Source organism: Bacillus sp. YC2 (assembly GCF_019891195.1).
GTDB lineage: Bacteria > Bacillota > Bacilli > Bacillales > Bacillaceae > Bacillus.
On the sequence record NZ_JAHXDO010000015.1, the window covers coordinates 38,695 to 64,719 of the forward strand.

Annotated in this window: 28 protein-coding genes and 1 pseudogene; 13 read left to right on the forward strand and 16 right to left on the reverse strand. The window is 48.1% G+C overall.

The window, feature by feature from the left end; genetic code table 11:
• Window positions 1-33: 33 nt before the first annotated feature.
• On the reverse strand, window positions 34-783 hold the full coding sequence (locus KY305_RS17940) for a Cof-type HAD-IIB family hydrolase (protein WP_214801722.1): 750 nt from the start codon (window positions 781-783) through the stop codon (window positions 34-36).
• A gap of 128 nt (window positions 784-911) precedes the next feature.
• On the opposite strand from KY305_RS17940, the gene KY305_RS17945 reads away from it, so the two are divergent.
• Window positions 912-1,076 carry a hypothetical protein gene (locus KY305_RS17945; RefSeq protein ID WP_156476741.1) on the forward strand — a complete coding sequence of 55 codons (165 nt, stop codon included), beginning with the start codon at window positions 912-914 and terminating at the stop codon, window positions 1,074-1,076.
• A gap of 44 nt (window positions 1,077-1,120) precedes the next feature.
• Here KY305_RS17945 and KY305_RS17950 read toward each other — a convergent pair whose 3' ends face one another.
• Window positions 1,121-1,522, reverse strand: a complete 402-nt coding sequence (locus tag KY305_RS17950; RefSeq protein ID WP_214801725.1) for a 3-hydroxyacyl-ACP dehydratase FabZ family protein — start codon at window positions 1,520-1,522, stop codon at window positions 1,121-1,123.
• Window positions 1,523-1,597: 75 nt separating this feature from the next.
• Here KY305_RS17950 and KY305_RS17955 point away from each other — a divergent pair, with 75 nt between their 5' ends.
• Window positions 1,598-2,215 (forward strand): dienelactone hydrolase family protein, encoded by a 618-nt coding sequence (locus KY305_RS17955; protein ID WP_223063687.1) that lies wholly within the window; start codon window positions 1,598-1,600, stop codon window positions 2,213-2,215.
• A 33-nt stretch (window positions 2,216-2,248) separates the two neighbouring features.
• Here KY305_RS17955 and KY305_RS17960 read toward each other — a convergent pair whose 3' ends face one another.
• The 4 genes from KY305_RS17960 to KY305_RS17975 all read right to left on the reverse strand — a co-directional run bounded on the left by KY305_RS17960 (window position 2,249) and on the right by KY305_RS17975 (window position 5,792).
• Complete coding sequence (locus KY305_RS17960) at window positions 2,249-3,370, reverse strand: mannitol-1-phosphate 5-dehydrogenase (protein ID WP_223063688.1); 1,122 nt, start codon at window positions 3,368-3,370, stop codon at window positions 2,249-2,251.
• Between the two features lies 1 nt (window position 3,371).
• Complete coding sequence (locus KY305_RS17965; protein ID WP_061522811.1) at window positions 3,372-3,803, reverse strand: PTS mannitol transporter subunit IIA; 432 nt, start codon at window positions 3,801-3,803, stop codon at window positions 3,372-3,374.
• Window positions 3,804-3,829: 26 nt separating this feature from the next.
• Complete coding sequence (locus KY305_RS17970; RefSeq protein WP_223063689.1) at window positions 3,830-5,266, reverse strand: PTS mannitol transporter subunit IIBC; 1,437 nt, start codon at window positions 5,264-5,266, stop codon at window positions 3,830-3,832.
• A gap of 184 nt (window positions 5,267-5,450) precedes the next feature.
• Window positions 5,451-5,792 (reverse strand): hypothetical protein, encoded by a 342-nt coding sequence (locus tag KY305_RS17975; protein ID WP_223063690.1) that lies wholly within the window; start codon window positions 5,790-5,792, stop codon window positions 5,451-5,453.
• A 178-nt stretch (window positions 5,793-5,970) separates the two neighbouring features.
• Here KY305_RS17975 and KY305_RS17980 point away from each other — a divergent pair, with 178 nt between their 5' ends.
• From KY305_RS17980 to KY305_RS17990, 3 genes are read left to right on the forward strand one after another with little or no spacing between them, the layout of a single operon-like run.
• The gene (locus KY305_RS17980; protein ID WP_223063691.1) at window positions 5,971-6,543 is read left to right on the forward strand and encodes a DeoR family transcriptional regulator; all 573 of its coding nucleotides are present in this window, start codon (window positions 5,971-5,973) and stop codon (window positions 6,541-6,543) included.
• A 33-nt stretch (window positions 6,544-6,576) separates the two neighbouring features.
• The gene (locus tag KY305_RS17985; RefSeq protein ID WP_223063692.1) at window positions 6,577-8,211 is read left to right on the forward strand and encodes a copper resistance CopC/CopD family protein; all 1,635 of its coding nucleotides are present in this window, start codon (window positions 6,577-6,579) and stop codon (window positions 8,209-8,211) included.
• 12 nt (window positions 8,212-8,223) lie between these two features.
• Entirely contained in the window at window positions 8,224-8,835 is a 612-nt protein-coding gene (locus KY305_RS17990) for a YcnI family copper-binding membrane protein (protein ID WP_223063693.1), read from the forward strand.
• Window positions 8,836-8,880: 45 nt separating this feature from the next.
• Here the strand turns inward: KY305_RS17990 and gdh are convergent, their stop codons facing one another.
• From gdh to gabT, 5 genes are all read right to left on the reverse strand, one after another.
• The gene (gene gdh / locus KY305_RS17995) at window positions 8,881-9,666 is read right to left on the reverse strand and encodes a glucose 1-dehydrogenase (protein WP_223063694.1); all 786 of its coding nucleotides are present in this window, start codon (window positions 9,664-9,666) and stop codon (window positions 8,881-8,883) included.
• A gap of 21 nt (window positions 9,667-9,687) precedes the next feature.
• On the reverse strand, window positions 9,688-10,551 hold the full coding sequence (locus KY305_RS18000; RefSeq protein ID WP_214801748.1) for a RhaT/GlcU family sugar-proton symporter: 864 nt from the start codon (window positions 10,549-10,551) through the stop codon (window positions 9,688-9,690).
• 115 nt (window positions 10,552-10,666) lie between these two features.
• Window positions 10,667-11,566: a DMT family transporter gene (locus KY305_RS18005; RefSeq protein WP_223063695.1), complete on the reverse strand. Its 900-nt coding sequence runs from the start codon at window positions 11,564-11,566 to the stop codon at window positions 10,667-10,669.
• A gap of 140 nt (window positions 11,567-11,706) precedes the next feature.
• Window positions 11,707-13,092 carry a succinate-semialdehyde dehydrogenase gene (gabD, locus tag KY305_RS18010; RefSeq protein WP_223063696.1) on the reverse strand — a complete coding sequence of 462 codons (1,386 nt, stop codon included), beginning with the start codon at window positions 13,090-13,092 and terminating at the stop codon, window positions 11,707-11,709.
• Window positions 13,093-13,169: 77 nt separating this feature from the next.
• Window positions 13,170-14,477 carry a 4-aminobutyrate--2-oxoglutarate transaminase gene (gene gabT, locus KY305_RS18015; protein ID WP_223063697.1) on the reverse strand — a complete coding sequence of 436 codons (1,308 nt, stop codon included), beginning with the start codon at window positions 14,475-14,477 and terminating at the stop codon, window positions 13,170-13,172.
• A 111-nt stretch (window positions 14,478-14,588) separates the two neighbouring features.
• On the opposite strand from gabT, the gene gabR reads away from it, so the two are divergent.
• Complete coding sequence (gene gabR, locus KY305_RS18020; protein ID WP_223063698.1) at window positions 14,589-16,001, forward strand: MocR-like transcriptional regulator GabR; 1,413 nt, start codon at window positions 14,589-14,591, stop codon at window positions 15,999-16,001.
• A 26-nt stretch (window positions 16,002-16,027) separates the two neighbouring features.
• Here the strand turns inward: gabR and KY305_RS18025 are convergent, their stop codons facing one another.
• Complete coding sequence (locus tag KY305_RS18025) at window positions 16,028-16,342, reverse strand: ArsR/SmtB family transcription factor (RefSeq protein ID WP_214801766.1); 315 nt, start codon at window positions 16,340-16,342, stop codon at window positions 16,028-16,030.
• 140 nt (window positions 16,343-16,482) lie between these two features.
• Between KY305_RS18025 and KY305_RS18030 the strand changes: the two genes are divergently transcribed.
• From KY305_RS18030 to KY305_RS18045, 4 genes are all read left to right on the forward strand, one after another.
• Window positions 16,483-16,770 (forward strand): putative quinol monooxygenase, encoded by a 288-nt coding sequence (locus KY305_RS18030; RefSeq protein ID WP_223063699.1) that lies wholly within the window; start codon window positions 16,483-16,485, stop codon window positions 16,768-16,770.
• A gap of 16 nt (window positions 16,771-16,786) precedes the next feature.
• Window positions 16,787-17,533 (forward strand): NADPH-dependent oxidoreductase, encoded by a 747-nt coding sequence (locus KY305_RS18035; RefSeq protein ID WP_223063700.1) that lies wholly within the window; start codon window positions 16,787-16,789, stop codon window positions 17,531-17,533.
• Between the two features lie 160 nt (window positions 17,534-17,693).
• Window positions 17,694-18,569: a TetR/AcrR family transcriptional regulator gene (locus KY305_RS18040; protein WP_223063701.1), complete on the forward strand. Its 876-nt coding sequence runs from the start codon at window positions 17,694-17,696 to the stop codon at window positions 18,567-18,569.
• A 17-nt stretch (window positions 18,570-18,586) separates the two neighbouring features.
• Entirely contained in the window at window positions 18,587-20,008 is a 1,422-nt protein-coding gene (locus KY305_RS18045; RefSeq protein ID WP_214801778.1) for an MDR family MFS transporter, read from the forward strand.
• A 58-nt stretch (window positions 20,009-20,066) separates the two neighbouring features.
• On the opposite strand, the gene KY305_RS18050 is transcribed toward KY305_RS18045, so the two are convergent.
• The 4 genes from KY305_RS18050 to KY305_RS18065 are packed head-to-tail and all read right to left on the reverse strand — an operon-like array spanning window position 20,067 to window position 23,683.
• Window positions 20,067-21,020 (reverse strand): siderophore ABC transporter substrate-binding protein, encoded by a 954-nt coding sequence (locus KY305_RS18050; protein ID WP_223063702.1) that lies wholly within the window; start codon window positions 21,018-21,020, stop codon window positions 20,067-20,069.
• 20 nt (window positions 21,021-21,040) lie between these two features.
• Window positions 21,041-21,799 (reverse strand): iron ABC transporter ATP-binding protein, encoded by a 759-nt coding sequence (locus KY305_RS18055; protein WP_223063703.1) that lies wholly within the window; start codon window positions 21,797-21,799, stop codon window positions 21,041-21,043.
• Complete coding sequence (locus KY305_RS18060; protein ID WP_223063704.1) at window positions 21,793-22,740, reverse strand: iron chelate uptake ABC transporter family permease subunit; 948 nt, start codon at window positions 22,738-22,740, stop codon at window positions 21,793-21,795. Before KY305_RS18060 ends, KY305_RS18055 begins: the two co-directional genes overlap by 7 nt.
• Window positions 22,730-23,683 (reverse strand): ABC transporter permease, encoded by a 954-nt coding sequence (locus KY305_RS18065; protein ID WP_223063705.1) that lies wholly within the window; start codon window positions 23,681-23,683, stop codon window positions 22,730-22,732. The genes KY305_RS18060 and KY305_RS18065 overlap by 11 nt, the downstream gene beginning before the upstream one ends.
• Before the next feature lie 415 nt (window positions 23,684-24,098).
• Between KY305_RS18065 and KY305_RS18070 the strand changes: the two genes are divergently transcribed.
• The 3 genes and pseudogenes from KY305_RS18070 to KY305_RS18080 form a co-directional block, all read left to right on the forward strand.
• The gene (locus tag KY305_RS18070) at window positions 24,099-25,463 is read left to right on the forward strand and encodes an aspartate kinase (protein WP_223063711.1); all 1,365 of its coding nucleotides are present in this window, start codon (window positions 24,099-24,101) and stop codon (window positions 25,461-25,463) included.
• A 94-nt stretch (window positions 25,464-25,557) separates the two neighbouring features.
• Window positions 25,558-25,647, forward strand: coding sequence for a YjcZ family sporulation protein (locus tag KY305_RS18075; RefSeq protein ID WP_285288994.1), 90 nt, complete (start codon window positions 25,558-25,560; stop codon window positions 25,645-25,647).
• A 174-nt stretch (window positions 25,648-25,821) separates the two neighbouring features.
• Window positions 25,822-26,025, forward strand: a pseudogene (locus tag KY305_RS18080) (T7SS effector LXG polymorphic toxin); the annotation flags it as partial.

Consider the following 26,025-nt stretch of genomic DNA (forward strand, 5'->3'; position numbering starts at 1 on the left):
AAGAGAGCCTCACTGTGAGACTCTCTTTTCTGCTTATAACACCCAATGCCGGATCGCTTTGGCAACGCCGTTTTCTGTGTTGATATCGGTCACCCAGTCTGCGGTTTCTTTGACAATGTCCTGCGCATTTCCCATCGCGACGCCGACACCCGCTTTTTCAATCATGGCAATGTCATTCAGGCTGTCGCCCATGGCCATGACATTTTCCATCGTGAATCCGAGTTTTTCCGATACCTTCGCCAGTGCCGCCGCCTTGTTAATGCCGAGGGCGTTCACTTCGATATTTGTCGGGCTGGAGTTTGTGATTTCAAGCTCTTTGTTTTTTTTCAGCTCATTCAGCACTTCATTCCGAACCTCGTCATCCTCAATGTCAAAACCGAATTTGAGCCACTGGTGATCCGTAATCGTTTCAGGGAATTCCCCTCTCCACACTTTGTCCACAGTAGAGGCCCAGAAATTCGTGTTGTGCTTATTTCTCAAATCCCACATTTGCTGAATATGATCCGTATGGAGAAGCTTGCGCTCAATCAATTGAAAGTTTGAATCCCATATTTCGCTGCCGTTTGCCGTAATTAAAAAGGATGACAGCTCAAGAGACTCAGCCAGCTCACGGCACGTCATCAAGGTCCGGCCGGTGCTGATGACCACGTGAACGCCCTTTGCCTCCGCTTCCTTGATTGCCCGCCGGTTTTCCTCCGGAATGAGCTGCTCGTCGTTCAGCAGTGTTCCGTCCATATCTATCGCGATCAGTTTGATATCCGCGTCTTCTCTTTGTATCGGCATATATGTACCTCACTTTTTATAATGTAGTCGTCTCTATTTTAATACATAATACCCACGCAGACAAAAACCCGCTCCCTGACGTTTGGCGAGGGCGCCGTTGAGGAAAACAAATGGTGAGGTGATGTTGGATGAAAGAAAGAAAGCAGAAAAACAAAGTAAATGAAAACCCTGAACATCATGACTTAACAGATCCGATTCCGCTAGAAGAACTGAAAGAAAACGCCAACGATGAAAAGCACAAGCACGACCAGCGGGACAATTCACAAAGCGAACGAGATTACGATACAAAATAACAGGCTTGACGCAAGCAGCCGCTGTCCGTTTGGACAGCGGCATCCTATTTTTTCTGCGATTCAATAAATATACTGATTTCCGCTTCCGCGACAGGCTTCCCGTCCACAGACGCTTTCGCCTGTCCGAACACAAAACCGCGTCTGCTCCGCGTGACTTCGAAAAAAAGGTCCAGACGGTCTCCGGGCACAGCGGCACCTAATCTTTCCGCTTTCTTCACCGCAGACAGCAGGCCGAGGCTGTTTTCACCTGTAATTCCGGCGTATGCAGCGGTTTGAGCCAATGCTTCAATCACGAGTGAAAACGGCATTTCCCTTTGTGACTCCGTAATAAACCAGTCATTTTCGCTGACGAGCTTATATGCCGCCGCTCGTTTTCCAGGTTCACTTTCCTTTGCGCCGTCAATCAGCAGGAACGGATAGCGATGGGGCAAAAGCTTCTGATTCATAGTTTCCTCATCCCTTTCTCCATTATTATAACGCCGATAGGATATAATGGAAAAGAGATTGAAAGGGTGATATTGATGACAGCGAAGCCGCTCGTGATACTGATTCATGAAATATACGGAAAGAATGCCCATATGAAAAAAATGGCCCGGCTGGTCAGAAAGGCGGGCTTTGATGTGATCACGCCGAATCTTCTCGAAGAGCGGGAGGTATATGATGCAGAAGAGGAAAAAACGGCATATGACCGGTTTGTAAAGAACCGCCGGCTCGAAAAGGGAGAAGAAATCGTCAGGCGTCTGATCATGGAGGCACATGAAGAAAGCCGTGAGGTGTATGTGCTCGGATTCAGCATGGGCGCGACCATCGCCTGGATATGCAGCAGCATGAAAGAAGTGAGCGGCGCCGTTTGTTATTACGGCTCACGAATCCGCCAATACCCGGGCATTGAGCCCGCGTGCCCGACACTGCTGTTTTTTCCGTCATTTGAACCGTCGTTTGATCTGCCGCAATTCATCGAAGCCATAAAAGAAAAACAGCACCCCCGTATCCGGGTGTATCAGTTCAATGGCAGACACGGCTTTGCTAATCCGGATTCAGTTCATTTCAATAAACAGCTTTTTCTCGAAACGCTGTCTGTCATCGCTGATGAGGCAGCGGCAGCGATGACCCTGTACTTGACTGACGGCCGGATATAAACAGCTCCGCGTCCCAATGACGCGGAGCTGTTTTTACTGATTTAATTTTTTCAGCACGATGCCGTGCAGCGGTTCATGCGGCTGAATACCGCAGACGTCTTGAAGCACGCCGCTCGTGCCTTTCTCTGCTATAAGCTTTTGCAGTTCGGCGGCCTCCGGATCGTCCTTATAGTCGAAACGCAGGGCGGCGGCAATGCCTTCTGCCAGAGCGTTCGGCTCTTTAATTTTTTTGGCCGGTCCTGCTAATCTATCATTTGGCCCAAGCTTTCTGAGCGGAGATCTGGCTACTCTCGTCACATCATCAGTGATGTACTCGTTTTCGAAGCGGCCGATAATTTTCTTAATGTATTGCTCATGATCGGTTTGCTTGAAGCCATAGGTTTTCACCAGGTATTCGCCCGTTTCTGAAAGAGCGGCGTGAACGACACGGCGGATTTCAGGATGATCGATCGCATCTTTTACGGTCTTTAATCCGCGCTGATAGCCGACATACGCCGTGACCGCGTGGCCCGTATTGACGGTATAGAGCTTTCGTTCAATGAACGGCGTGAGATCCTCAACGAACAATGCCCCGTCAATCACCGGCGGTTCGCCTTTAAAACCTGTTCTGTCTATGACCCATTCGAAAAACGGCTCAACTGATACCTTCAGGGGGTCCTCATGATGCTGAATCGGCACGATCCGATCCACCGCAGAATCCGGGAAACCGACCGCCCGGCTCACTTTTTCCTGCTCAGCTTCCGTTAAATGCCCATAAACTTCTTTTTTCAAAAAGCTGCTTCCGCCGATCATATTTTCGCAGGCAATGATGTTAAGAGGCTGATAGGCTGTTCTGCGCTTCAATCCTTCCGCGATAGACGGGGCGATGAATTTCAGCACGCCCGGTCCCACCGCTGTCGTAATGATGGCCGCGTCATTGATCAGTCTGTACAGCTCTTCCTCTTGGACTGCGCTGTTGATGGCTGAAACCGGGCCGATGTTTTCCGTTTTTTTCCCGCCGTCGGCAAGCTCAACTGTGTATTCCCGCTTTTCATTCAGAAGACTGACCATCGACTCGTTCACATCGGCGAATACGACCTTATAGCCGGATTGATGGAGCAGGGCGCCGATAAAGCCCCGCCCGATGTTTCCCGCTCCGAAATGAAGGGCAATCATGTCAGTTCACCTCGCTGAAAATAGCGGCCAGTTCTTCTTCCGTTTTTGCATTGATCAGCCGTTCGATGTTTTCTTCTTCTGAACAAACAATGGCGATGTTTGACAAAATGTCTAAGTGCTCATTGTTTTTTCCGGCGATGCCGAAGACAACCTTCGCTGTATTGCCTTCTCCGTACTCGACGCCGTCAGGAATCTGAATGACGGAAATGCCTGAATGAAGAACTTCCTCCTTCGCATCCTCTGTGCCGTGGGGAATGGCGATGAAATTCCCCATGAAAGTGGAAGACGTTTCTTCCCGTTCGAACATTTTTGCCACGTAGCCGTCTTTCACATAGCCGTTATCAATCAGCGTCTGTCCCGCTAACCGGATTGCGTCCTCTTTTGATTTCACCGTTTGATTCAGTTTGATATTTGCTTTAGCTAATACTTCCATGATGGGCTATCCCTCTTTCTGTTTGATTAGTTTTTAAGCTTGTCAATCAGTTCATCGTATTTCGGACTGTTTAAGAAATTATCAACCGAGATGTGCACCGCTTGCGGCAGCTTGGCTTTCGCCCGATCTGTCAGATCCTTGTGCGTAATGACGACATCCGCATCATTTGGCAGGTTATTGATCGACGTATTCGTGACATCAATGTCCAGTTCTGCTTTTTTCACTTTATTTCTTAAAATGGAGGCGCCCATTGCGCTCGATCCCATTCCTGCATCACAAGCGAAGATAATGCGGCTGACTTGTTCAGCAGACATGTCGGCAGGCTGTTCAGCCGGCTCTTCCTCTTTGTCCGCCAGCGCGGCCGCTGCCTCGCTTTTCTTCCCTTTCATCTCCTGCATTTTTTCCGCAGCGGCTGTGAGATCTTCCTCACCCGCTTTTGACGATTTCAGAATGAGCGCAGATACGATAAACGATACGGCTGCTGCGACGATGACGCCTGCAAGCACGCCGAAATAGCTTCCTCTCGGGGTCATCGCTAAAATGGCGATGATGCTGCCCGGTGATGATGCCGCGACAAGGCCCGCATTGAAGATCGAGAATGTCAGCAGTCCGCTTGCTCCCCCGGCAATCGCCGCAAGGATCAGCATCGGCTTCATTAAAATGTACGGGAAGTAAATCTCATGAATCCCCCCGAAGAAATGAATGATCGCCGCTCCCGGAGCAGTGGATTTCGAAGAGCCTTTTCCAAAGAACATGTATGCCAGTAAAATTCCGAGTCCCGGTCCTGGGTTCGCTTCAACTAAAAACAGAATGGATTTTCCTGTTTTCGCGGCCTGTTCGATTCCGATCGGACTTAAAATACCGTGGTTGATCGCGTTATTCAGGAACAACACTTTTGCCGGCTCAACGAAAACGCTTGCAATCGGAAGCAAATTCGCATGAACAATCACTTCCACGCCGGCTGCCAGCACTTTATTCAGAGACAGAACGACAGGGCCGATCGCATAAAACGCGATAATCGTGAGCACCGCTCCGATAATGCCGGCCGTAAAGTTGTTGATCAGCATTTCAAAGCCTTGTCTGACTTTATCCTTAAATAAACGGTCTATTTGTTTAATGAGATATCCGCCGAGCGGCCCCATAATCATTGCGCCTAAAAACATCGGAATGTCTGAACCGACAATGACCCCAATGGCTGCCGCCGCGCCGACGACTCCCCCGCGGTGGTCGTAAATCATTTTTCCGCCTGTATATGCGATTAAAAGCGGCAGCAGATACGTAATCATCGGATTGACCAATGTGTTCAGCTGCGCATTCGGAAACCATCCCGCCGGAATAAACAGCGCCGTGATAATTCCCCACGCGATAAACGCACCGATGTTCGGCATAATCATTCCGCTTAAGTAACTGCCGAACCGCTGAATCCTAACCTTTATGCCTGATTGCTGCTGTTCTTGCTGCATGTATATTCCCTCCCTGTTTTGCTGTCTGATCATGAAATAAAAAAAAGACACGGGGACTGGTTTCTCCCCTGTGTCTTCATCATAAAACGCTTACAATCCCTATTCAATGAAAAGTAAAGGGGAGTTTGGCACATAGACTGTGACAAATTTTTAAATAAAAAAAGACACCTGTTGTTCAGGTGCCTTACCGCTTTCTGTATATAATGTGTCCTTTCGTGACAACCAGTTTTGCAATCAACCGCTCGCTCACGATAAACACCGGATACGCGCATACGAGCGCAAATATGGCGGCCGGCACATACCGGGCGGCCGGAAAAACCGGAATGACAGCCGTTCTGGCCATTTGCACGAGATATATCAACAGCACCGTTATCGCGATCGCCACCGCCATAATCGGAGCCGACACTTTATATTCACGCAGCTTTACATGGCAATGTCCGCATTGAAACTGGCACGGGATCATTGAGGATCTGACCATCTCGCCTGTAATCGGCTTGCCGCAGTTCGGGCAGGTCGTTTCTTTCATCTTTATTCCTCCATTCAATACTTCTATTATAACAGAGAATGTCCCGACCGTTTTGAACTTGTGATTGTTCAACATATTTTCACATATTTTATCATCAGGCTCTTGTACACTCCGATGAAAACATCTACTCTTAAAAATGAGGATCATCACTCATTCGCATAAAAAGGGGGATGCAGAATTGCTTCCGATTAACAGACAGCAAAAAATGCTTGAATGGCTGAAGCAAGAGAGCGTGTTAAAAATTTCTGATATAAGCGAGAGATTCGGTGTCTCTGAAATGACTGTTTACAGAGACGTCAATCAGCTGGCTAAGTCGAACCGGATTATTAAAACACCCGGCGGCATTACGATCCCATCCGCTTCAGAGCAAAACGACAATCAATGCGGCTATTGCTTGCGGCCGATTCAGCACTCCTATTCTGTTCAGCTTATCACTGCTTCGCAAGCCGTTGAGCAGATGTGCTGCATTCATTGCGCGATTTTGCGGTATGAAGATAAAAAAGAAGAAGTGTCCCATGTCATATGTAAGGATTTTCTTCTGCAGACGACGATTACGGCCGCCTCTGCGTACTTTTTATTACACGCCGAAATCGATCTCCACTGCTGTCAGCCGCAGGCGATTCCCTTTTCAACGCTCGATTACGCGAAACGGTTTCAAAAAGGGTTCGGCGGGGTCATTTGCACATTTGACCAGGCAGCGGAAATTATCTTACACGACAGGCAAAAGGGATGCACTTGCACCAAGACGTAACAACAACCAACCGGAAGGACGGTGTCTTCAGCCATGAGACGAAATAAACTGTGGCTCATTCTTTTGCTGTTCCTTGTTTTGTTTCCGAAAACAAGCTTTGCCCATGCCTATATCACAAGCTCAACACCGGGTGAGAACAGCGAGTTAAAACAAGCGCCGAAGCAGGTCGAGATTCAGTTTAATGAACCGATCGAGGAAGGCTTCCATTCCATCAAAGTGTATAATTCATCCGGCGAACGGGTCGATACGGGCCGGACAGCAATGAAAAAAAATGATAACCGTGTCATGACCGCCGCTTTACAAAAAAAACTGCCGCATGACATTTACAGAGCAGAATGGAACGCGGTGTCAGCCGATGGGCATCCGGTTTCCGGCGTCATACCTTTCAGCGTCGGAAAAGCGGACGGAGCCTTTCAAGACAAAACGGCTTCCGGCGCATCGCTTCATCCCGAAACGGCAATCGACCGCGGCATCTTGTACACGGCCTTTTCTCTGTTTATCGGAACGGCTTTTTTCCACCTTCTTTGGTACAGATCGAAGGAAGGCTTGTCAGGAACGCTCGCAAGGCGAACCGTCAAGCTGTATATCGTCTCCTTGTCTTTGTTAGGGCTGGCTCTGATCTGCCAGCTTCCGATTCAGACGAAGGAAAATGCGGGAGGCGCGTGGAGTGCCGCTTTTCAGCCCGGCTATATAAAAGAAACGCTTCTGCAAACGGCGGGCGGATCGATCTGGATGATTCAAATCGGCTTATACGTGCTGCTTGTTTTGTCCATGATTCCGGTGTTAAAAAAGAAACAATTTCGTTCTTTTACATACTGGACGGCGCCGCTTCTCTTCTTTTTCGGATCGCTTTTGGCCAAGGCATTTGCCGGGCATGCTGCGGTTATTGAAGAAAAAGCGGTCGGCATCACGATGGATTTTTTCCATTTATCAGCGGCCTCTGTGTGGACGGGCGGAATGGCGGCGCTTGTGCTGCTTCTTTCCCCAGAGTGGAGAAAGCCCGATAAATCGACAGCGCGGGAAACGGTCAAGCGGTTCTCCCCTTGGGCGTTCAGTGCTGTCGGCGTGCTTTTGTTCTCAGGCGTGCTGAATGGATTTTTCATTATTCGCTCGTTTGATTCGCTCTTTCACACCGCTTACGGCAAAACGCTTCTGGTGAAAATCGTCCTGTTTGTTATTATGCTTGCACTCGGCGGCATTCATGTGTGGATTACAAAATACCGACAGACACGCAGCATCAGCCGGACGGTCAAGGCTGAATGGGCGATCGGCATTGCGGTATTGTTTATAACCGCTGTGTTCACAAGTCTGCCAAGCCCGCCGGCACCGGCGCCGGAGCCGTTTAACGGTTCAGAAATGATCGGCAGCGGACAAACATTGTCTATCAGTATCAGCCCGAATCAGCCGGGTAAAAATGAATTTGAAGTGAGAGTCACCGATCATAACGGCCGGCTTGTCAAAGATATTCAGCAATTCACGGTGACCGTATATCAGACGGGCTTCAGCGGCAGTAAAAACGAAAGCACCTTTGATTTGAAAAAGACAAAGCAAGGCGTATTTGAAGCTGATAACCTTTCTATTACCGAAAAAGGAAACTGGAAAATCAAAGTCCACGGACTGACAAATGATTTTAACGAGATCAACCAAATCTTCACTACCACAAACTAAGGAGTGTGTCTCATGTTGAAAAAAAATGCTTTATTATTCATTTCGGCCGTGATTATGTCACTCGTATGCTTTACGGCTTCGGCAAGCGCCCACGTTTCAGTGAAACCAGCGGAATCCGCTGCCGGCTCTTGGGAAACGTACACGATGAAAGTGCCTGTCGAAAAAAATGAACCGACCACAAAGGTTGTGCTGAAAATGCCCGCGGGTGTTGAATTCCAGCAGTATCAGCCGATTCCAGGCTGGAAAACCTCTGTTTCAAAACATGATGATAAAAACGTGTCAGTCACTTGGGAAGCAACAGCAGGCGGCATTAAGCCCGGCCAATTCCAGCAATTCACATTCGTTGCAAAAAACCCTGAAAAGACCGAAGATGCGGCTTGGGATGCCTACCAATATTATAAAGACGGCAGCATTGTAGAATGGACGGGAGACGAAAAAGCCGACACACCGCATTCGATAACAAAAATCACAAAAGCGGCGAACGTCACTGATGCACACGGAGCTTCACAAACAAAGGAAGAAAGCAAATCAGGCATATCAGCGCTTGATATTGCGGCCATCGTTCTTTCAGCCGCAGCCATTATCTTGTCAATAGCTGCACTTTTGAAGAAAAAACGCGCGTAAAAAAAAGCGATCCGGCTCATATTGAGTCTGCGATCGCTTTTTTTCTTATCCGCGTCCTGCCTGAAATGACGGATACTTCGTCATTCCGCCGTCGGCAAACAGCGTAATGCCCGTGACATAGCTCGATTCCTCAGATGCGAGCCAGACGGCGACAGCCGCGATTTCTTCCGGCTCACCGATATATCCCATCGGAATCATGCTTTCCACATCTTTTTTCTGTGCCGGATCAGCAAACTTCTTCGCATTGATCGGCGTGTTGATGGCGCCCGGCCCGATATTGTTCACACGGATGCCCTTCGGCGCGTACTCAAGAGCCAGTGTTTCTGTCATTAATTTGATGCCGCCTTTACTTGCTGCATAGTGAACAAACAGCGGCCACGGAATCATTTCATGTACGCTCGACATGTTAATGACGTTGCCTTTCCTATTGTTTTCCACATAGTATTTAATCGCTTCGCGGCTTCCTAAAAAAGCGCCGGTCAGGTTGGTGCTGATGACTTTGTTCCAATCATTAAGCGGCATTTCATGGGAAGGAACCGGATTTTCCATGCCGGCATTATTGATCATAATATCAAGTGTGCCGAATTCCTTGACTGCGGTTTGCACGATGTTTTTGACATCTTCTTCTTTTGTGACATCACCCTGAACGACTGCCGCTTCCCCGCCCGCTTTTTGAACCTCTTCTTTTACGTTTTGGGCTTCTTTTTCGTTATTAAAGTAGTTAATGACGACCTTCGCCTGCTCCTGTCCGAAACGGATCGCCATCGCTTTCCCTAATCCTGATGACGCTCCCGTAATGGCAACGACTTTTCCCTTTAAATCCGTATACATGTTCGAACCTCCTGCGTTTTGTTATGAATTTGATTTTGCGATTCCTAAGAATACCGCGGCCGCAATGATCAGAATAATACCGATGGCGATGGCGACCAGCTGGCGTTTCGTTTTCGTCTCACGGAGAATGAAGATCCCGCCGAGTGTGCTGATGACAATTCCCATTTGTGATAATGAAAAGCTTGTCGCAACTCCGACTCTCGGCTGTGAGATGAACAGAAACATATTTCCGAGCGCCCAGATGATACCCGGCAGAATGTTGCGGATCGCATACTTATTAAACGGTTTGTGCTTGTACGTCAGCACCAGACCGCCAATCACCATCCCGATCGCCTGCGGCAAAAGCGCTGACCAGCCTGATACGCCAAACAGCCGGGCAACGACGACGTAGACCAAATAACCAAGCGTGGAGATCAGCAGGATAACGATCCCTTTTTTTAAGTCTCCCGGTTCTCCGTCCGCCTGTCCCTTTTTATCATTCAGCGATGTGAGCACAATTCCGACAATGATAAAAATAAGGGCGAGAATACCTAACGTAATCGCGATAGGCGTTGACCATTCTTTGAACACGATAACGCCGAACAAAGAAGTCGAGACGAGCTGCATCCCCGTTGAGATCGGCATCGTTTTTGAAACGCCCATCAGCTGGATGCTTTTTAACTGATTGCTTTGTCCGAGTGACCAAAACAGCCCCGATACGATTCCGACGATAAAAATGCGCAGCGACAGCACCGGATGGACAAACAGGTAAAGCACAAACGAAACGATAAGCGCCCCGATTGTCGTTCCCAGTGTCTGACTGTAAGGCCCGCCGCCCAATTTGACATTAAATAACACGATGCTCCCCCAAAATAAAGCCGGGAGAAGAGCCAGTAATATATCCATGATGGCGACCTTCTTTCAATCGTATTTGCTGTTATTTTGTCTGGAATCATATCGATTATTCTCTAAACAAGATAAAAAAAGCCTGCCGGTGAATCTCACCGGCAAGCACAAAAATTTAAGCAGTATGTTTTAGAGCGCTTCCTTGTCTTTGCAGCAGTAAAAAGAAAAAGACGCCGCACAGAACGAGCACGCCTCCCGCCATTTGAATGGAGGTTACACGTTCTCCAAGCAGAAGCACGGCAAAGATCGTCGCTCCGACCGGTTCCCCGAGAATACTCATAGAAATAGTGGTCGCATTCACAAAGTTCAAGAGCCAATTGTTAATGACATGCGACATCGTCGGGATGACGGCCAGCAGCAAAAAGATACCCCACTCTCTCGCAGCATAGCCGCTGAATGGGACGGACACGCTTACGTTATAGATCACCAGAAAAAAGCCGGCAAATAAAAAAACACAAAAGCTGTACACCCAGTGTGATACTTTTTTTACCGCTTGCTGTCCGATTAACAAATAACAAACCACCGCAATCACGCTGAAAAATGACAGCGCGTCGCCTAAAATGGCCGCCCGGCTGTGCCCGAGATCGCCCCAGCCGATCATGGCGGCGCCGATAACGGCAGCACACATAATCAAAAGGGCGCGCCCGCTCGTTTTTTCTCTATAGATCAGATATCCCCCGAGAAGAGATATGATCGGCTGCAGCGCGAGAATAACCGTCGAGCTGGCAACGGTTGTCAGCTTTAATGACCCGAACCACAGCACAAAGTGCAAACCGAGGAAAAAGCCCGATACCCCTAAAAGCGCCCACTCTCTCATACGGATGCTCAAAAACTCCTCCCGCTTTTTTGCAACAAACGGAAGCATTAAAACAGCGGCAAAAAGCATACGGTACATGCTCAACACTGAGGCAGGCGCCCCCGACCATTTCACGATAATTGCAGAAAAAGAAATCGCGATAATGGAAATCACAAGCGGAAGCCCGATGGATCTCCTTTTTTCCATGTCCTGTTTCATCTTTCATCATCCTTGTCTTAACATTCAGAAAACACATACGAGAAATATACTACGGGCGCATACACGGCGCAATACGTATTTTGCCCTGCCTGCACAATCAAAAAAGCCCCGCTTGAAGCGGGGCTTTCCTTTTTCAGAAATTAAAGTCCGATAGACATATATTTTGTATCAAGGTAAGGCTCAATTCCTTCTGTACCGCCTTCACGGCCGATGCCGCTTTCTTTCATTCCGCCAAACGGCGCCTGAACTGCGGACGGGCCTCCGTCGTTCCAGCCGATAATGCCGTATTCAAGCTGTTCTGAAATATAGATGCCGCGGCGGTAATTTTCTGTGAAGAAATAAGCCGCAAGCCCGAACGGTGTATCGTTCGCAAGCTTGATCGCTTCATCAATATCAGAGAAAGTAACGATCGGCGCAACCGGGCCGAATGTTTCTTCATGCATGATGTTCATGGATGTATCCACGTCTGCCAGCACAGTCGGCGTAACGAAATAGCAGCCTTTCTCATCGTTTTGGTCATATGTTCCGCCTGTCAGCACTTTTGCGCCTTTTTCCACGGCGTCATTGATTTGGCCGACGATTTTGTCGAAGCCTTTTTTGTTGATGACCGGGCCGACGTTTACGCCTTCCTCAAGGCCGTTGCCGACTTTGAGCCCCGCCGCCTCTTCACTCAGTTTTTTCGCAAACTCATCCTTAATGGACTCGTGAACGATTAAACGGTTCGCGCAGACGCACGTTTGTCCTGCGTTTCTGAATTTAGAGGCCATGGTTTGTTTTACCGCGAGATCAAGATCAGCGGCCTCGTCTACGATCAGCGGCGCATGTCCGCCAAGCTCCATAGACATGTGTTTTACCGTATCGGCGCTGTTTTTCATTAAAATTTTGCCGACCGGCGTTGAACCGGTAAATGTAATTTTGCGGATTTTCGGGCTGCTGGTAAAGACGTTTCCGATCTCTGCTCCGTCTCCTATCACCACTTGCAGCACGTCCTTCGGAATACCCGCTTCATAAGCAAGACGCGCAAGTGCGTAAGCAGAAAGCGGCGTGTCCTCTGCCGGTTTGATGATGAACGTACAGCCTGCCGCCAAAGCCGGCGCTGCTTTTCTTGTGATCATCGCATTCGGGAAATTCCAAGGCGTAATCGCCGCAACCGGGCCGACCGCCTGGCGCGTGACGACAATCCGCTTGCCCGCCGCCGCAGGAACCGTTCTGCCGTATATGCGTTTCGCCTCTTCCGCAAACCATTCGATGTAGCCTGCCCCGTATAATACCTCTCCGACCGCCTCTTGGTACGGTTTCCCGTTTTCCTTCGTAATTAATTCCGCAAGTTCTTCTTTATGTTCAACAATCAGCTCATACCATTTTCTTAAAAGTGACGCACGTTCTCCGGCTGATGTTTTAGACCATGATTGAAACGCTTGATGTGAACGTTCAATCGCTTCTTCAACTTCCTGAGCCGTTTGCTGAGGGATGCTTTCGATCGCCTCTCCCGTTGCCGGATTGTAAACCGTTAATTGTTCTGGCATATTGAACATTCCTTTCTCTGCTATGTGTGATACCTCTCATGATAGCAGACTCATCCTTGAGCTTTCCAACAATGAGCTTACAGAGCTGCTTCAATAATTGCAAGGCCTTCTGCAAGCTGCTCATCCGTCATCACAAGCGGCGTCAGAAATCTGATAATGTTGCCGTTGATTCCCGCTGTTAAAAGAAGCAGCCCGTTTTCGTTGGCCGTTTTGGCGATAGCAGCGGCTTTAGCTTTATCCGGTTCACGCGTAACTTGATCTTTGACAATTTCAATGGCGGCCATCGCCCCGAGTCTGCGCACTTCTCCGATAAAGGCGTGTTCTTTTTTCCATTCAAGCGCCTGTTCTTCAATGATCTGCCCGATTTCCTCTGACCGCTGATTAAGGCCTTCTTCTTCAATAATATCCAGTACGGCGAGCGCAGCCGCACAGCCGAGCGGGCTTCCCGCATACGTGCCGCCCAGCTCGCCCGGCGCCGCTGCATCAAGCATTTCCGCACGCCCGATGACTCCGCTGAGCGGCAGTCCGGCAGCAAGCGATTTGGAAACTGTGATTAAATCAGGAACAACGCCGAAATGCTCAATCGCAAAGTACGTGCCCGTTCTGGCAAAACCGGTCTGTATCTCATCCGCCACAAACACGATGCCGTGTTTCTTACAGAAATCAGCGACGTGCTGAACGAAACGTTTCGAAGGAATAATAAAGCCGCCTTCGCCCTGAACAGGCTCCATCACGACACAAGCAACGGTTTCAGGCGCGGCTGAGGCGATAAAGAAATCATCAAAGGCCTTTATGATAAAGTCATCGTACTGCTCCTTGCTCATCCCGGCGGGCCTTTGATAATAGTAAGGAAACGGTGCCTGATACACTTCTGAGGCAAATGGGCCGAAGCCGAATTTATAAGGCTTTACCTTGCTTGTCATGCTCATCGTCATATTGGTGCGCCCGTGAAATCCCCGTGTGAAGGAGACAACGCCTTGGCGTTTCGTATATTTTCTGGCGATTTTCACGGCGTTTTCAACCGCTTCCGCTCCTGAGTTCAGGAAGATCGCTTTTTTGTCATGATCCCCCGGCGCAAGGCTGCAAAGCTTTTCGGCTAATTCAATATAGGACGGGTACATCATGACGTTAAAGCCGGGATGAATCAGAGCCTCAGCCTGCTTCTTCACAGCCTCAACCACCTTCGGATGGGAATGGCCGACATTTAACGTTCCGATCGCTCCGGCAAAATCAATGAACTTTCTGCCGTCCAAGTCATATAAAAGCGCCCCTTCTCCTTTTACCGCCATGCTGCGGTTTCCGTTGCCGACGCCGTTTGATACAAATTGATCCCGTTTTTCCTGCCACTGGGCTGTCGTTCTTCCTGATGCTGTTGTTTGACTCATATATTTCATCCCCCTGCACTGTTTTCTTATCATTCTGACTTCTTTTTGGTATGATAAAAAGTACCAATTTTAATTTTTCCATGGTATCAGATGAAACGGAGTGACCGGGTTATGATAACGATGTCGATTGATCATTCGGAAACGGCGGATTACATTTATCAGCAAATTTATCAGAAGATAAAAGCGGCCGTTTTAGACCGCAGCCTCGCTCCTCACACAAAGATGCCGTCTAAACGGGAGCTCGCCGATACGTTAAAGGTCAGTGTGAATTCAGTGAATTCCGCTTACCAGCAGCTGCTTTCGGAGGGCTATTTATATGCCATTGAGAGAAAAGGATTTTTCGTTGAAGAAATTGATACGTTTTATCATGAAGAGAAGCCTTTTGGATCGGCATTGCCTGACGATTTAAAGGAGCAGGAACCGGATAAAAGCGACTGGATTTCGTTTTCGCATATGAGCGTGGACACGGCGCTTTTTCCGTTAAAAAGCTGGTTCCGCTGTGAGCAGAAAGCCGCTGCCCGCTCATTTCACACACTCGGTGAACTCGTCCATCCCCAAGGCTTATATGAGGTGCGGGAAACGATCTCAAGGCTCATTTCTTTAACAAGAGGCGTCAAATGCCGCCCGGAGCAGATCGTGATCGGGGCGGGCACACAAATGCTGATGCAGCTTCTGACCGAACTGCTGCCAAAAGACGCGCTGTACGCCATGGAGGAGCCGGGCTACATGAGGATGTACCGGCTATTGAAAAGCCTCGGAAAACAGACCGCTGCCATTCATCTTGATGAGAAAGGCATGTCAATGACGGAAATTGACAGGTGCCGGCCCGATGTGCTGATCACCACGCCGTCCCATCAATTTCCGTCCGGCGTCATCATGCCCGTTTCCCGGCGGATTCAGCTTTTGAACTGGGCCGCTGAACAAGAAAACCGCTGCATTATTGAAGATGACTATGACAGTGAATTTAAATATGACGCGGACACCATCCCCGCGCTTCAAAGCCTGGACCGGTTTCAAAATGTCATCTACATGGGGACATTTTCGAAATCACTTCTTCCCGGCCTGCGCATCAGTTATATGGTCTTGCCGCCTGAGCTTTTGCGGGTATTCAAACAAAGGACGTATGATCTGCATACGTGCAACACGCTTGCCCAGCTGGCGCTTAAGGAGTTCATTGATTCCGGTGAATATCAGAAGCATATAAAAAAAATGAAGCAGCATTATAAGGACATACGGGAGCGCCTCATTTCGGCTTTAGAAGAAGCTTTCGGAGAAACAATCACCTTAATAGGCGCGAACGCGGGCCTGCATTTCGTCACTGAATTTGACTGCGTCCGTTCAGAAAAAGACATATTGGCCCGCGCAGCTGCCCAACAGCTTGACCTGTTCGCAATGAGCCGTTTTCGGCTGGAAGCAGGCGCCGTGTCAGAAAAACCGAAGCTGATCCTCGGATTCGCCCGCCTGAAGCGGGACGATATCGAAGAAGGCGTGACAAGGCTTTATCGGGCGGTTTTCGGAGCATAAAAAAACCCCCGGTTCCGGGGATTGGTTTACCAGCGGGTTGGCTCTATTTGCAGCACCGCTTCCAGCAAGCCTGGAAACGCCTCTTGTAAATCTCCTTTGCGCAGGGAATAATAGCGATGCTTCCCGTCTATGCGCACTTGGGCGATTCCCGCTTCCCTCAGCACTTTGAAGTGGTGAGACAGCGTTGATTTCGCCACCCGGATATCAGCACACGTGCTGCACGTTTTTTCTGCTGTTTCAGCCAATTGCTTGACCAGCTCTAAGCGGAGCGGATCACTGAGGGCGTGAAGAACTTTTGTCAGCTGCAAATGATTGGTTTCAGGATGGTTTGGAATGTTCATAAGTCAAATGTATCACATATCAGCTGCGGGTGACAATTTAGGCGGGAGGGTTTTTTCTTTGCCTTACGCCGTTAAACATGTTACAGTTAGTTCGATAATATTCGAACTATAACAAATAAACCCAATCAGGAGGAATTATCATGATCGTCTTACAAGCTTACATGAAAGTAAAACCAGAAAAACGCGAGGAATTTTTAGGAGAGGCTCAATCGCTTGTTCAGCATTCACGCGCGGAAGAAGGAAATGTACAGTACGATCTGTTTGAAAAGGTCGGCGAAGAAAATACGTTCGTCATGCTCGAAAAATGGAAAGATGAAGAAGCAATGAAATTCCATAACGGAACAGAGCATTTCCAAGGATTCGTCGCAAAAGGAAAAGAACTGATGAACGCTCCGCTTGATGTCGTTCGCACAGAACTGGCGGACTAACGAAAGGATGGCTGACATGAACGAAGTGCTTCAATTATTAACAGATCACCGATCCATACGGAGTTACACTGATGAACCGGTAACCGAAGAAGAGCTCGACCTGATCATCCAAGCCGCACAGGCTGCCCCGACTTCCATTAACGGACAGCAGGTTACCGTGATCGCGGTGCGGGATAAAGAAAGAAAAAAGAAAATCTCCGAATTGGCCGGCGGACAGCCATGGATTGACCAAGCGCCGGTTTTCCTTTTATTCTGCGCTGATTTTAACCGCGCCAAAATTGCACTTGAAGAATATAATGATACACCGCTTGAAATTACGAACGGATTAGAGTCCGTCCTTGTCGGCGCCGTAGATGTCGGCATCGCGCTCGGGACAGCAACCGCCGCGGCGGAATCAATGGGCCTCGGCACTGTGCCGATCGGCGCCGTGCGCGGCAAGCCGGACGAACTGATTGAATTGCTGAAGCTTCCGAAATACGTTTTCCCTGTCTCAGGCCTCGTCATCGGCCGCCCGGCAGACCGTTCTGCAAAAAAACCGCGCCTGCCGCAAGCCGCCGTACTGCATCATGAAACGTACCAAGAGGAAGACTTAAGAACACATATTGAAGCCTATGACAAGCAAATGTCCGAGTACATGAAGCAACGCACCAACGGACAGGAAACAAGAAACTGGTCACAAGGCATCACAGCCTACTACAAACAGCTCTATTATCCTCATATCCGCGAAATGCTTGAAAAGCAAGGATTTAAGACGGATAAATAAGATAACAGCCTGCCGGATCTGATCCGGCAGGTTTTTTCTTTTTCTCAGGCAAAAGCGTTGACACCGCTCGAATGCATTTGTTAATATTTTCATCATGTACTCATTGGTTTTCTGTGAACCGGTGGGTTTTCTATTATTTACGAAGGAAGGAAATAGTCACATGAACGATAAGAAAACGGATATTCTGCTGGCGGCAAGGAAGCTTTTCTCCGAGAAGAGTTTTACATCGGTTTCGATGCAGGCGATTGCGGAGGAGTGCAAAGTATCCAAAGCGTCTTTATATAAGCTGTTCGAATCAAAGGAAGATTTGCTGCTGGAGCTGCTGGATTTCAATCAAAAGCAGATGGTCGCAACGGCTTCCATGCTGAATGAAGAAACAAGCCTGACCCCCGAAGAACGGTTTGCCAAAAAACTGATGGCTGAGCTTGAAGGCTTCAGGCGCAACCAGCAGTTTTTCAATATGCTGATGTACGGAAGCCCCTCCTCTATTAATGAGCGGGTGAAACGGCATATTCACAGGGCGCGTTCCACCTTTATCTGCTGGCACCGCGATTCATTAATTCAGACGTACGGCGAAGGCATCACGCCTTATGTGTGGGAGCTGGTCATTATCCTGCAGGGCATGCTGAGAGAGTGCATCACGTTAATTAAGCTGGAAGAAGAGCCTCTTGATCTGACGCCGCTGACGGAATTTATCATCCGCCATCTGAATCTCATCGTCAAAAACAGACAAACCGGCAACACCCTGCCTCAGGACATTATCGACCTTTATGTCACCTCTGCTTCCTCTTTTCAGCCGAAAAACAAAACGGCCTTGTTAGCAGAAAGTCTGGAGGAGCTGAAAGAAACCGTTTCAGAGCTTCCAGGGGAAAAATATGATGTCTGCGGCCTGACATCCGCGGTGTGCATGCTGGAGGAAGAAACAGCCAAAGAAGAGCCGCGGGACTTTCTCTTAAAAGCGCTCATCGGTTATTTAGAGCAAACCGGACCTTTGCAGCAGCCGCTGGCAACCGTTAAAACACTGCTTATTCTATAAAGAAAGAAGGAATCTGTTTGAATACGAGTATCGAACCTAAACCATATAACCGCTCCGTCATTGTCGGAATTCTTTTGGCGGGCGCGTTTGTCGCCATTTTAAATCAGACGCTGTTAATCACGGCGCTGCCGCACATTATGACTGACTTCAATATTGACGCCAACAAAGCCCAATGGCTGACGACATCGTTTATGCTGACAAACGGAATTTTAATACCGATTACCGCATTTTTAATTGAGAAATTCACGAGCCGCACCCTGCTGATTACCGCTATGAGTATTTTTACGGCGGGAACCATCGTCGGCGCCTTTGCCCCAAACTTTCCGGTGTTATTAACGGCGCGGATCATCCAAGCTGCCGGTGCCGGGATTATGCTGCCGCTTATGCAAACGGTATTTCTTACGATTTTTCCGATTGAAAAACGCGGCCGCGCCATGGGGATGGTCGGCTTGGTCATTTCATTTGCGCCGGCTATCGGCCCGACGCTTTCCGGGTGGGCTGTCGAAGCATTTTCTTGGAGATCTTTGTTTTATATCATCTTCCCGGTGGCGGTCATTGATTTAATCTTAGCGATTGTCCTGATGAAAAACGTGACGACATTAAGAGAAACACAGATTGATATTTTATCAGTCATTCTGTCTACCTTAGGATTCGGCGGGCTGCTGTACGGTTTCTCAAGCGTCGGATCATACGGATGGGGCAGCTCCACAGTGCTGATCTCGCTTCTGGTCGGGGCGGCTGCGCTCATCTTATTTATCACAAGACAGATGAAACTCAAAAAACCGATGCTGGAATTCCGCGTGTTTTCCTTTGGGATTTTCAGTCTGACCACCTTGCTTGGTACGCTCGTTTTCGCTCTGCTGATCGGAACGGAAACCATTCTCCCGCTTTACACGCAAAAGGTCAGAGGAGTATCGGCGTTTGATACGGGATTAATGCTGCTGCCGGGCGCGATTGTTATGGGTATGATGTCGCCGTTTATCGGCCGGATTTTTGACAGAATCGGCGGAAAAGGGCTGGCGATAGGCGGTTTCTTCATCATCCTGCTCACCTCTCTGCCGTTTATGAATCTGACTGATACGACGTCTCTCATTTGGATCGTCGTCGTTTATACCGCCCGCTTGCTGGGAACGGCGATGATTATGATGCCAGTGACGACAGCAGGGATTAACGCGCTGCCGCGCCACTTAATCCCGCACGGAACGGCCATGAACAATACCGTCCGGCAAGTCGGCGGCTCTATCGGAACGGCGCTGCTCGTTTCCGTGATGAGCAACCAGGCGGCGCACGCAGATGCACATAGCCCGGCAAACGCCGCCCTGCACGGCATGAATGCCGCGTTTATCGTGGCCGCCTGCATCGCGCTCGCAGGCTTCCTGCTATCTTTCACCTTGAAGAAAAAACCGCGTCCCGCCGAGCAGCAGCCGGTCACGCGATAATAATTCATTTAAAACCAAAAGAACCCGATCACAGCTCTCGTGTGATCGGGTTCTTTTTTTACTTCTCGATTCCGTCTTTTACTTCTTTCACCATTTGCGCCATGGATTCAAGTCCGCCGCCGGATAAATACCAGACAGCTGAGTCAAGGTACACGACATGGTTGTTTTTCACCGCGTTAACGGATTTTACATAATCGTTTTCAACCACTTGTTTTGTCGAAGAGCTTGTGCCGATCGCGGTTCCGCGGTCAACGACAAACATGTAGTCTGGATTCGTTTTGGCGATGTATTCATAAGAAATGCTTTGTCCGTGTAATGAGGCCTCAATATTCTTATCAGCCGGTTTGACGCCGAATACATCATGAATGAAGCCGTATCTTGATTTAGATCCGAACGCACTGATTTTACCGTCGTTCGCCATCACAACCAAACCGTTTTTATTCATTTTGCTTGTTTTTTTCTTCAGATCAGAAATGGATTGATCGATCTTCGCAACTTTATCTTTCACTTCGTTTTCTTTATTAAAGATTTTGCCGATGACTTCCGTATTGTGTTTGAATCTGTCAACGTAGTTTGTATAGTCATCATCAAGGTAAAGCGTCGGTGCGATTTTTGAAAACTCTTTGTAGGAATCAGATTGTCTGTGAGCAATAATGATTAAATCGGGATCAAGGTCTGCGACTTTCTCAAAATCCGGTTCCTTTAAGCTTCCGGTATTGGCGTATTTATCATCTTTGTATTTAGATAAGTATTTTGGCAGGCTTTGCTTCGGCAGCCCCGCTACATGGTCCTGTAAACCGAGTTCGTCCATTGTATCAAGCATTCCGAGGTTGAACACGACAACCTTTTTCGGATTCTTCGGCACGTTGACTCCTTCTTTGTTCAGGTCATCCTTAATCGTGATTGTATCTTTTTTTGATTTGCCGGATGTTTTATCCGCGCTTCCGTTTCCGCATGCAGAAACAACGAAAACCGTTATGAGCGCTATGAATAGCAATGCGAATTTTTTCATTATCTTCACCCCATCTGTTATTAAGAAAAGTAAACACCGATCCGCTGACTGTCAATCTCTTGAATCGGAATGGTCATATCATAAATCTCTTCCAGCACGGAGGTCTCAATGATCTCCTCAGCAGGCCCTTCTTTTACGACACGGCCGTTTTTTAAGGCAACGATATGATCTGAATATACCGATGCGAAGTTGATATCGTGAATCACTACGACGACCGTTTTTCCAAAGTCTTTCACAAGCCGCTTCAAAAGCTTCATCATTTCAACCGAATGCTTCATATCTAAATTGTTCAGCGGCTCATCGAGAAAAATGTAATCCGTATCCTGGGCGATGATCATTGCGATAAACGCCCTTTGGCATTGTCCGCCGCTCAGCTGGTCGAGGTATTTATCCTGAATATCGGCAAGCTTCATATAACCGATGGCTTGGTTAATATGCGTCCAATCTTCATCCGTCAGCTTCCCCTGCGAATAGGGAAAACGGCCGAAGCTGACTAAGTCTTTAATGGTCAGCCGGATATTAATTTGGTTCGCCTGCTTCAGGATGCTGATTTTTTTAGCCAGTTCATTGCTTTTGCACGCCCCGATCTCCTGTCCGTCGACGGTGATTTCTCCCGAATCCGTCTTAATCAGCCGGCTCATGATAGACAGCAGCGTGCTTTTGCCGGCGCCGTTAGGACCGATAAACGAGGTGAGCTTGCCCTTTTGTATCACCAAAGACGTGTCCTCAAGGACAATCTTCCCTCCATATTGTTTGCTTACATTTTTGACCTCTACCATGATTTATTCTCCTTTAACAGCAAGTAGATAAAATAAATCCCGCCGGCAAAATTAATAATGACGCTCAGCGTCGTGGAAAAGGTGAACACTTTCTCCACGACGAATTGGCCTCCGATAAGCGCGATCATACTGATCAGGACAGAGCCCGCGATTAAATACGTGTGCCTGTATGTTTTCAAAAACTCTCTCGCCAAATTGACGACGAGCAGCCCTAAAAACATGATCGGCCCGACAAGAGCCGTTGATACAGAAACAAGAATGGCGACTACGATAAGCATTTGTTTCACCAGCTTATCGTACTCGATTCCCAGATTGACGGCGTGCTCCCTTCCCAGCGACAGCACGTCAAAAAACCGCGTAAACCGCCAGACATAGATGCCGGTAAGAAGGAATATCAAGCCGGCAAAGCCTAAAAGATCCGTATTGATATTGTTAAAGCTGGCAAACATTTTGTCTTGAACCACCTGAAACTCATTCGGATCAATCAGCATCTGCATAAACGATGACAAGCTGTTGAACAAAGTCCCGAACACGACACCGACAAGAAGAAGGAAAAACACATTCCGCCCTTCCCCTTTAAACATGAGCTGATACAAAAGGAGAGATAACAGAACCATCAGCCCGACGGAGATGGCGAAATTCAGGTTCTTATTCATCATGACGATATTCATTGATCCAAACAGAAAAACAATGACGGTCTGAATGAGCATATACAAGGAATCAAGGCCTAAAATGCCCGGTGTCAGGATGCGGTTATTCGTAATTGTTTGGAAGATCACCGTGGAAAACGCGATCGCTCCGCCCGTCAGCATCATGGCGAGCACTTTGAAGCAGCGTCTCGGCAGTGAATACTCCCAATTGCCCAGACCGTAGAACAAAAATAATCCGATACATAACATGGCGAGTGCCGCCAGCAGCGTAATTTTTTTATTATGACTCATATGCTTTTCTCCTTAACAGCATATACAGGAAGATGCCGCTGCCGATAACTCCGACCATCAGGCCGATTGAAATTTCGTACGGGAAAATAATCAATCTCCCCAATATATCGCAAAACAGCACAAAAACGGCGCCTAACAGAGCCGTATGAGGGAGGCTGCTCCTCAAATTATCTCCTTTGTAGATCGAAACCATATTGGGAATGATCAATCCGAGAAACGGCAGCATCCCGACGGTCAGAATCACAAGTGAGGCAATGAGCGACACGATGATCAGACCGATATTCACAACCCGTTTATACTTCAGGCCGAGGTTGACGGAAAAGCTCTCTCCCATCCCCGCCACGGTAAATTTATCCGCATAAACATAAGCAATGATCACAAGCGGAATGCTCAGGTATAAAAGCTCATACCTGCCTTTCACAACCAGCGAAAAATCCCCCTGCAGCCAAGATGAGAGATTTTGAATCAAATCGTATTTATATGCGATAAATGTGGCGATTGAGCTGACAATATTCCCTAGCATTAAACCGACGAGAGGAATAAAAATCGTATTATTAAACTTGATTCTCTCAAGGATTTTCATGAAGAGGAAATTTCCTGCCAAAGCGAATATAAAAGCGATAAACATTTTCATAAGCGGACTCGCTGAAGTAAACAGCATTAATGAGATTAAAATACCGAGTCTAGCCCAATCCATTGTTCCCGCGGTTGTCGGCGAAACAAACTTATTTCGGCTGATCTGCTGCATAATTAATCCGCAGATGCTCAAGCTCATCCCGGCGATAATAATGCTCACCAGACGCGGCAGACGGCTGTCAAATAATGTACCGGCCTGTTCTTTATTTAAATGAAATACATCCAGCGGCGACAGATCTTCTACTCCGATAAAGGTAGAAGCAACCGCCAATACCGCCAGTAACAAAAGTAAGTAACGTAGCTTCATGCTGCCTCCCTGCACCCTTCTCAAACGGTAAGACCCCTTGTACGGCAACTCCGATACAGCCCAACTCGTAATGATTATCATTATCAACTGCAATTACAATCTTATCATCTTTCCGGGCATAGTCAATATGGTTTTGCGTGCCCAAACGGTCTTCCCGGGTTCGTACATTAACTGTTTTACAATAAGTCTATCAATAATTTGCAGGATTTTCTATAACCATTGTTTGGACAGTTATCATATTTTCCAAATATATGCCCACTCGTCAGGAAGTAAATCTGACAAACAACGCTGATATTCCTTTCTAAAAATACAAATGTTCACCCAGTATAGAAAAACCCCTTGATTTACATGAATGAAAGAGAGATAATAAAAATTAAATTTGTGAGAAAATTTAAACATTAGGGGATGTAAAATGATGAAAGTCGTAAAATTCGGAGGCAGCTCCCTCGCGTCAGGGGCACAGCTTGAAAAGGTGTTTCATATCGTGACAGCCGATCCGTCACGAAAAGCAGTAGTCGTCTCGGCGCCGGGAAAGCGCTTCTCGAACGATACAAAGGTGACGGATCTGTTAATCGCCTGTGCAGAGCATTACTTGCAGAAAGGAAAAGCGCCCGAACTTGCTGAAGCGGTCATCGAACGGTACGCAAGCATCGCGCGTGAGCTGAACTTGGATTCCTCTGTTATTGAAAGAATCCGCGATGACTTGTTCACGCTCTTAAACGGCGATAAAAGCAATCCCGAACAGTATATGGACGCGATTAAAGCGAGCGGCGAGGATAACAATGCGAAGCTGGTCGCGGCATACTTCAGGCATCAGGGGGTTAAAGCGGAATATGTCAGCCCTAAGGAAGCCGGGCTGTTTGTGACGAATGAGCCGGGCAACGCGCAGGTGCTTCCTGAAGCCTATGATCATTTATACCGCCTGAGAAATCGTGAAGGCCTGATCATTTTCCCGGGATTTTTCGGATACAGCAAAGAAGGCAGCATCCTGACCTTTTCCCGGAGCGGCTCTGATATCACCGGCTCCATTCTCGCCAACGGATTAAAGGCCGATCTGTACGAGAATTTCACGGACGTGGACGCCGTCTATTCCGTCAACCCGTCGATCGTTCAAAACCCGAAAGAAATCAATGAACTGACATATCGGGAAATGCGCGAGCTTTCTTATGCCGGCTTCTCCGTCTTTCATGATGAGGCGCTCATTCCCGCATTTCGGGCAGGCATTCCCGTTCAGATCAAAAATACGAACAACCCGGACGCGAAGGGAACCCGTGTCGTCAGCAGGCGCGATCATACAAACGGACCTGTCATCGGCATCGCAAGCGACACGGGTTTTTGCAGCATGTACATAAGCAAATATTTAATGAACAGAGAAATCGGTTTCGGACGCAAAGCCCTTCAGATTTTAGAAGATGAGGGTTTAACGTATGAACACGTGCCGTCTGGGATTGATGACCTCACGATTATCCTTAGACACAATCAAATGGACTCTGCATTGGAACAGAGGCTTGTCGCAAGGCTGAAACAAGAGCTTCAGGCCGATGAAGTCACCGTCCGGCACCATTTGGCGCTGATTATGGTCGTCGGTGAAGCAATGCGCCATAATGTCGGCACAACGGCAAGGGCATCAAAAGCGTTATCAGAAGCGAACATCAACATTGAGATGATTAATCAAGGCTCTTCTGAGGTGAGCATGATGTTCGGCGTCAAGGAAGAGCAGGAAAAACAAGCGGTTCAGGCGCTGTATGAAGAATTTTTCGCAGGAGTCTTAATCTCATAGAAAGCCGCCTCTTTTTTTCTCTGTCCACTATTATCCCTTACAGAACAGCTTCACTCACATATAGTATGGTATAGACAATATGGAGGTGAAGCTAATGTCAGGATATCACAATTCTTTCGCGTTGATTGTTGTGTTGTTTATCCTATTAGTAATTGTGGGAACTGCCTTTGTAGGCGGTTTCTAAGATCACTCCGTCTATTGGAGGCGCTGCGGGAAATTATCCTGCGGCGTCTTCTTTTTTGTTTTCTTATGTGGCTTTGGTTCCTCTCTGCCCCTGCAAACAATTTCCATTCTGAGAGACAGCAAACTTCACGTTTATGGTAAAATTTAGTCAAAGTTTAGTGGAAAGGATATGGTCATGAAAGTTTTCGAAGCAACCACCCTGCTTTCCGCCGCCAAACAGCGCGCGGGAGAATACAAACAACTCCGCGGCCAAATGGTCAATCTAAAAAAGCCTTCCAAGGAATGGAAGACCTCGGCGACAATGATTTCTCAGGCAAAGGCGCCGACAACATCAAAGCCTTTTTCCAAGACCACGCAGGCGTCGCGGACAGCTGGCTCG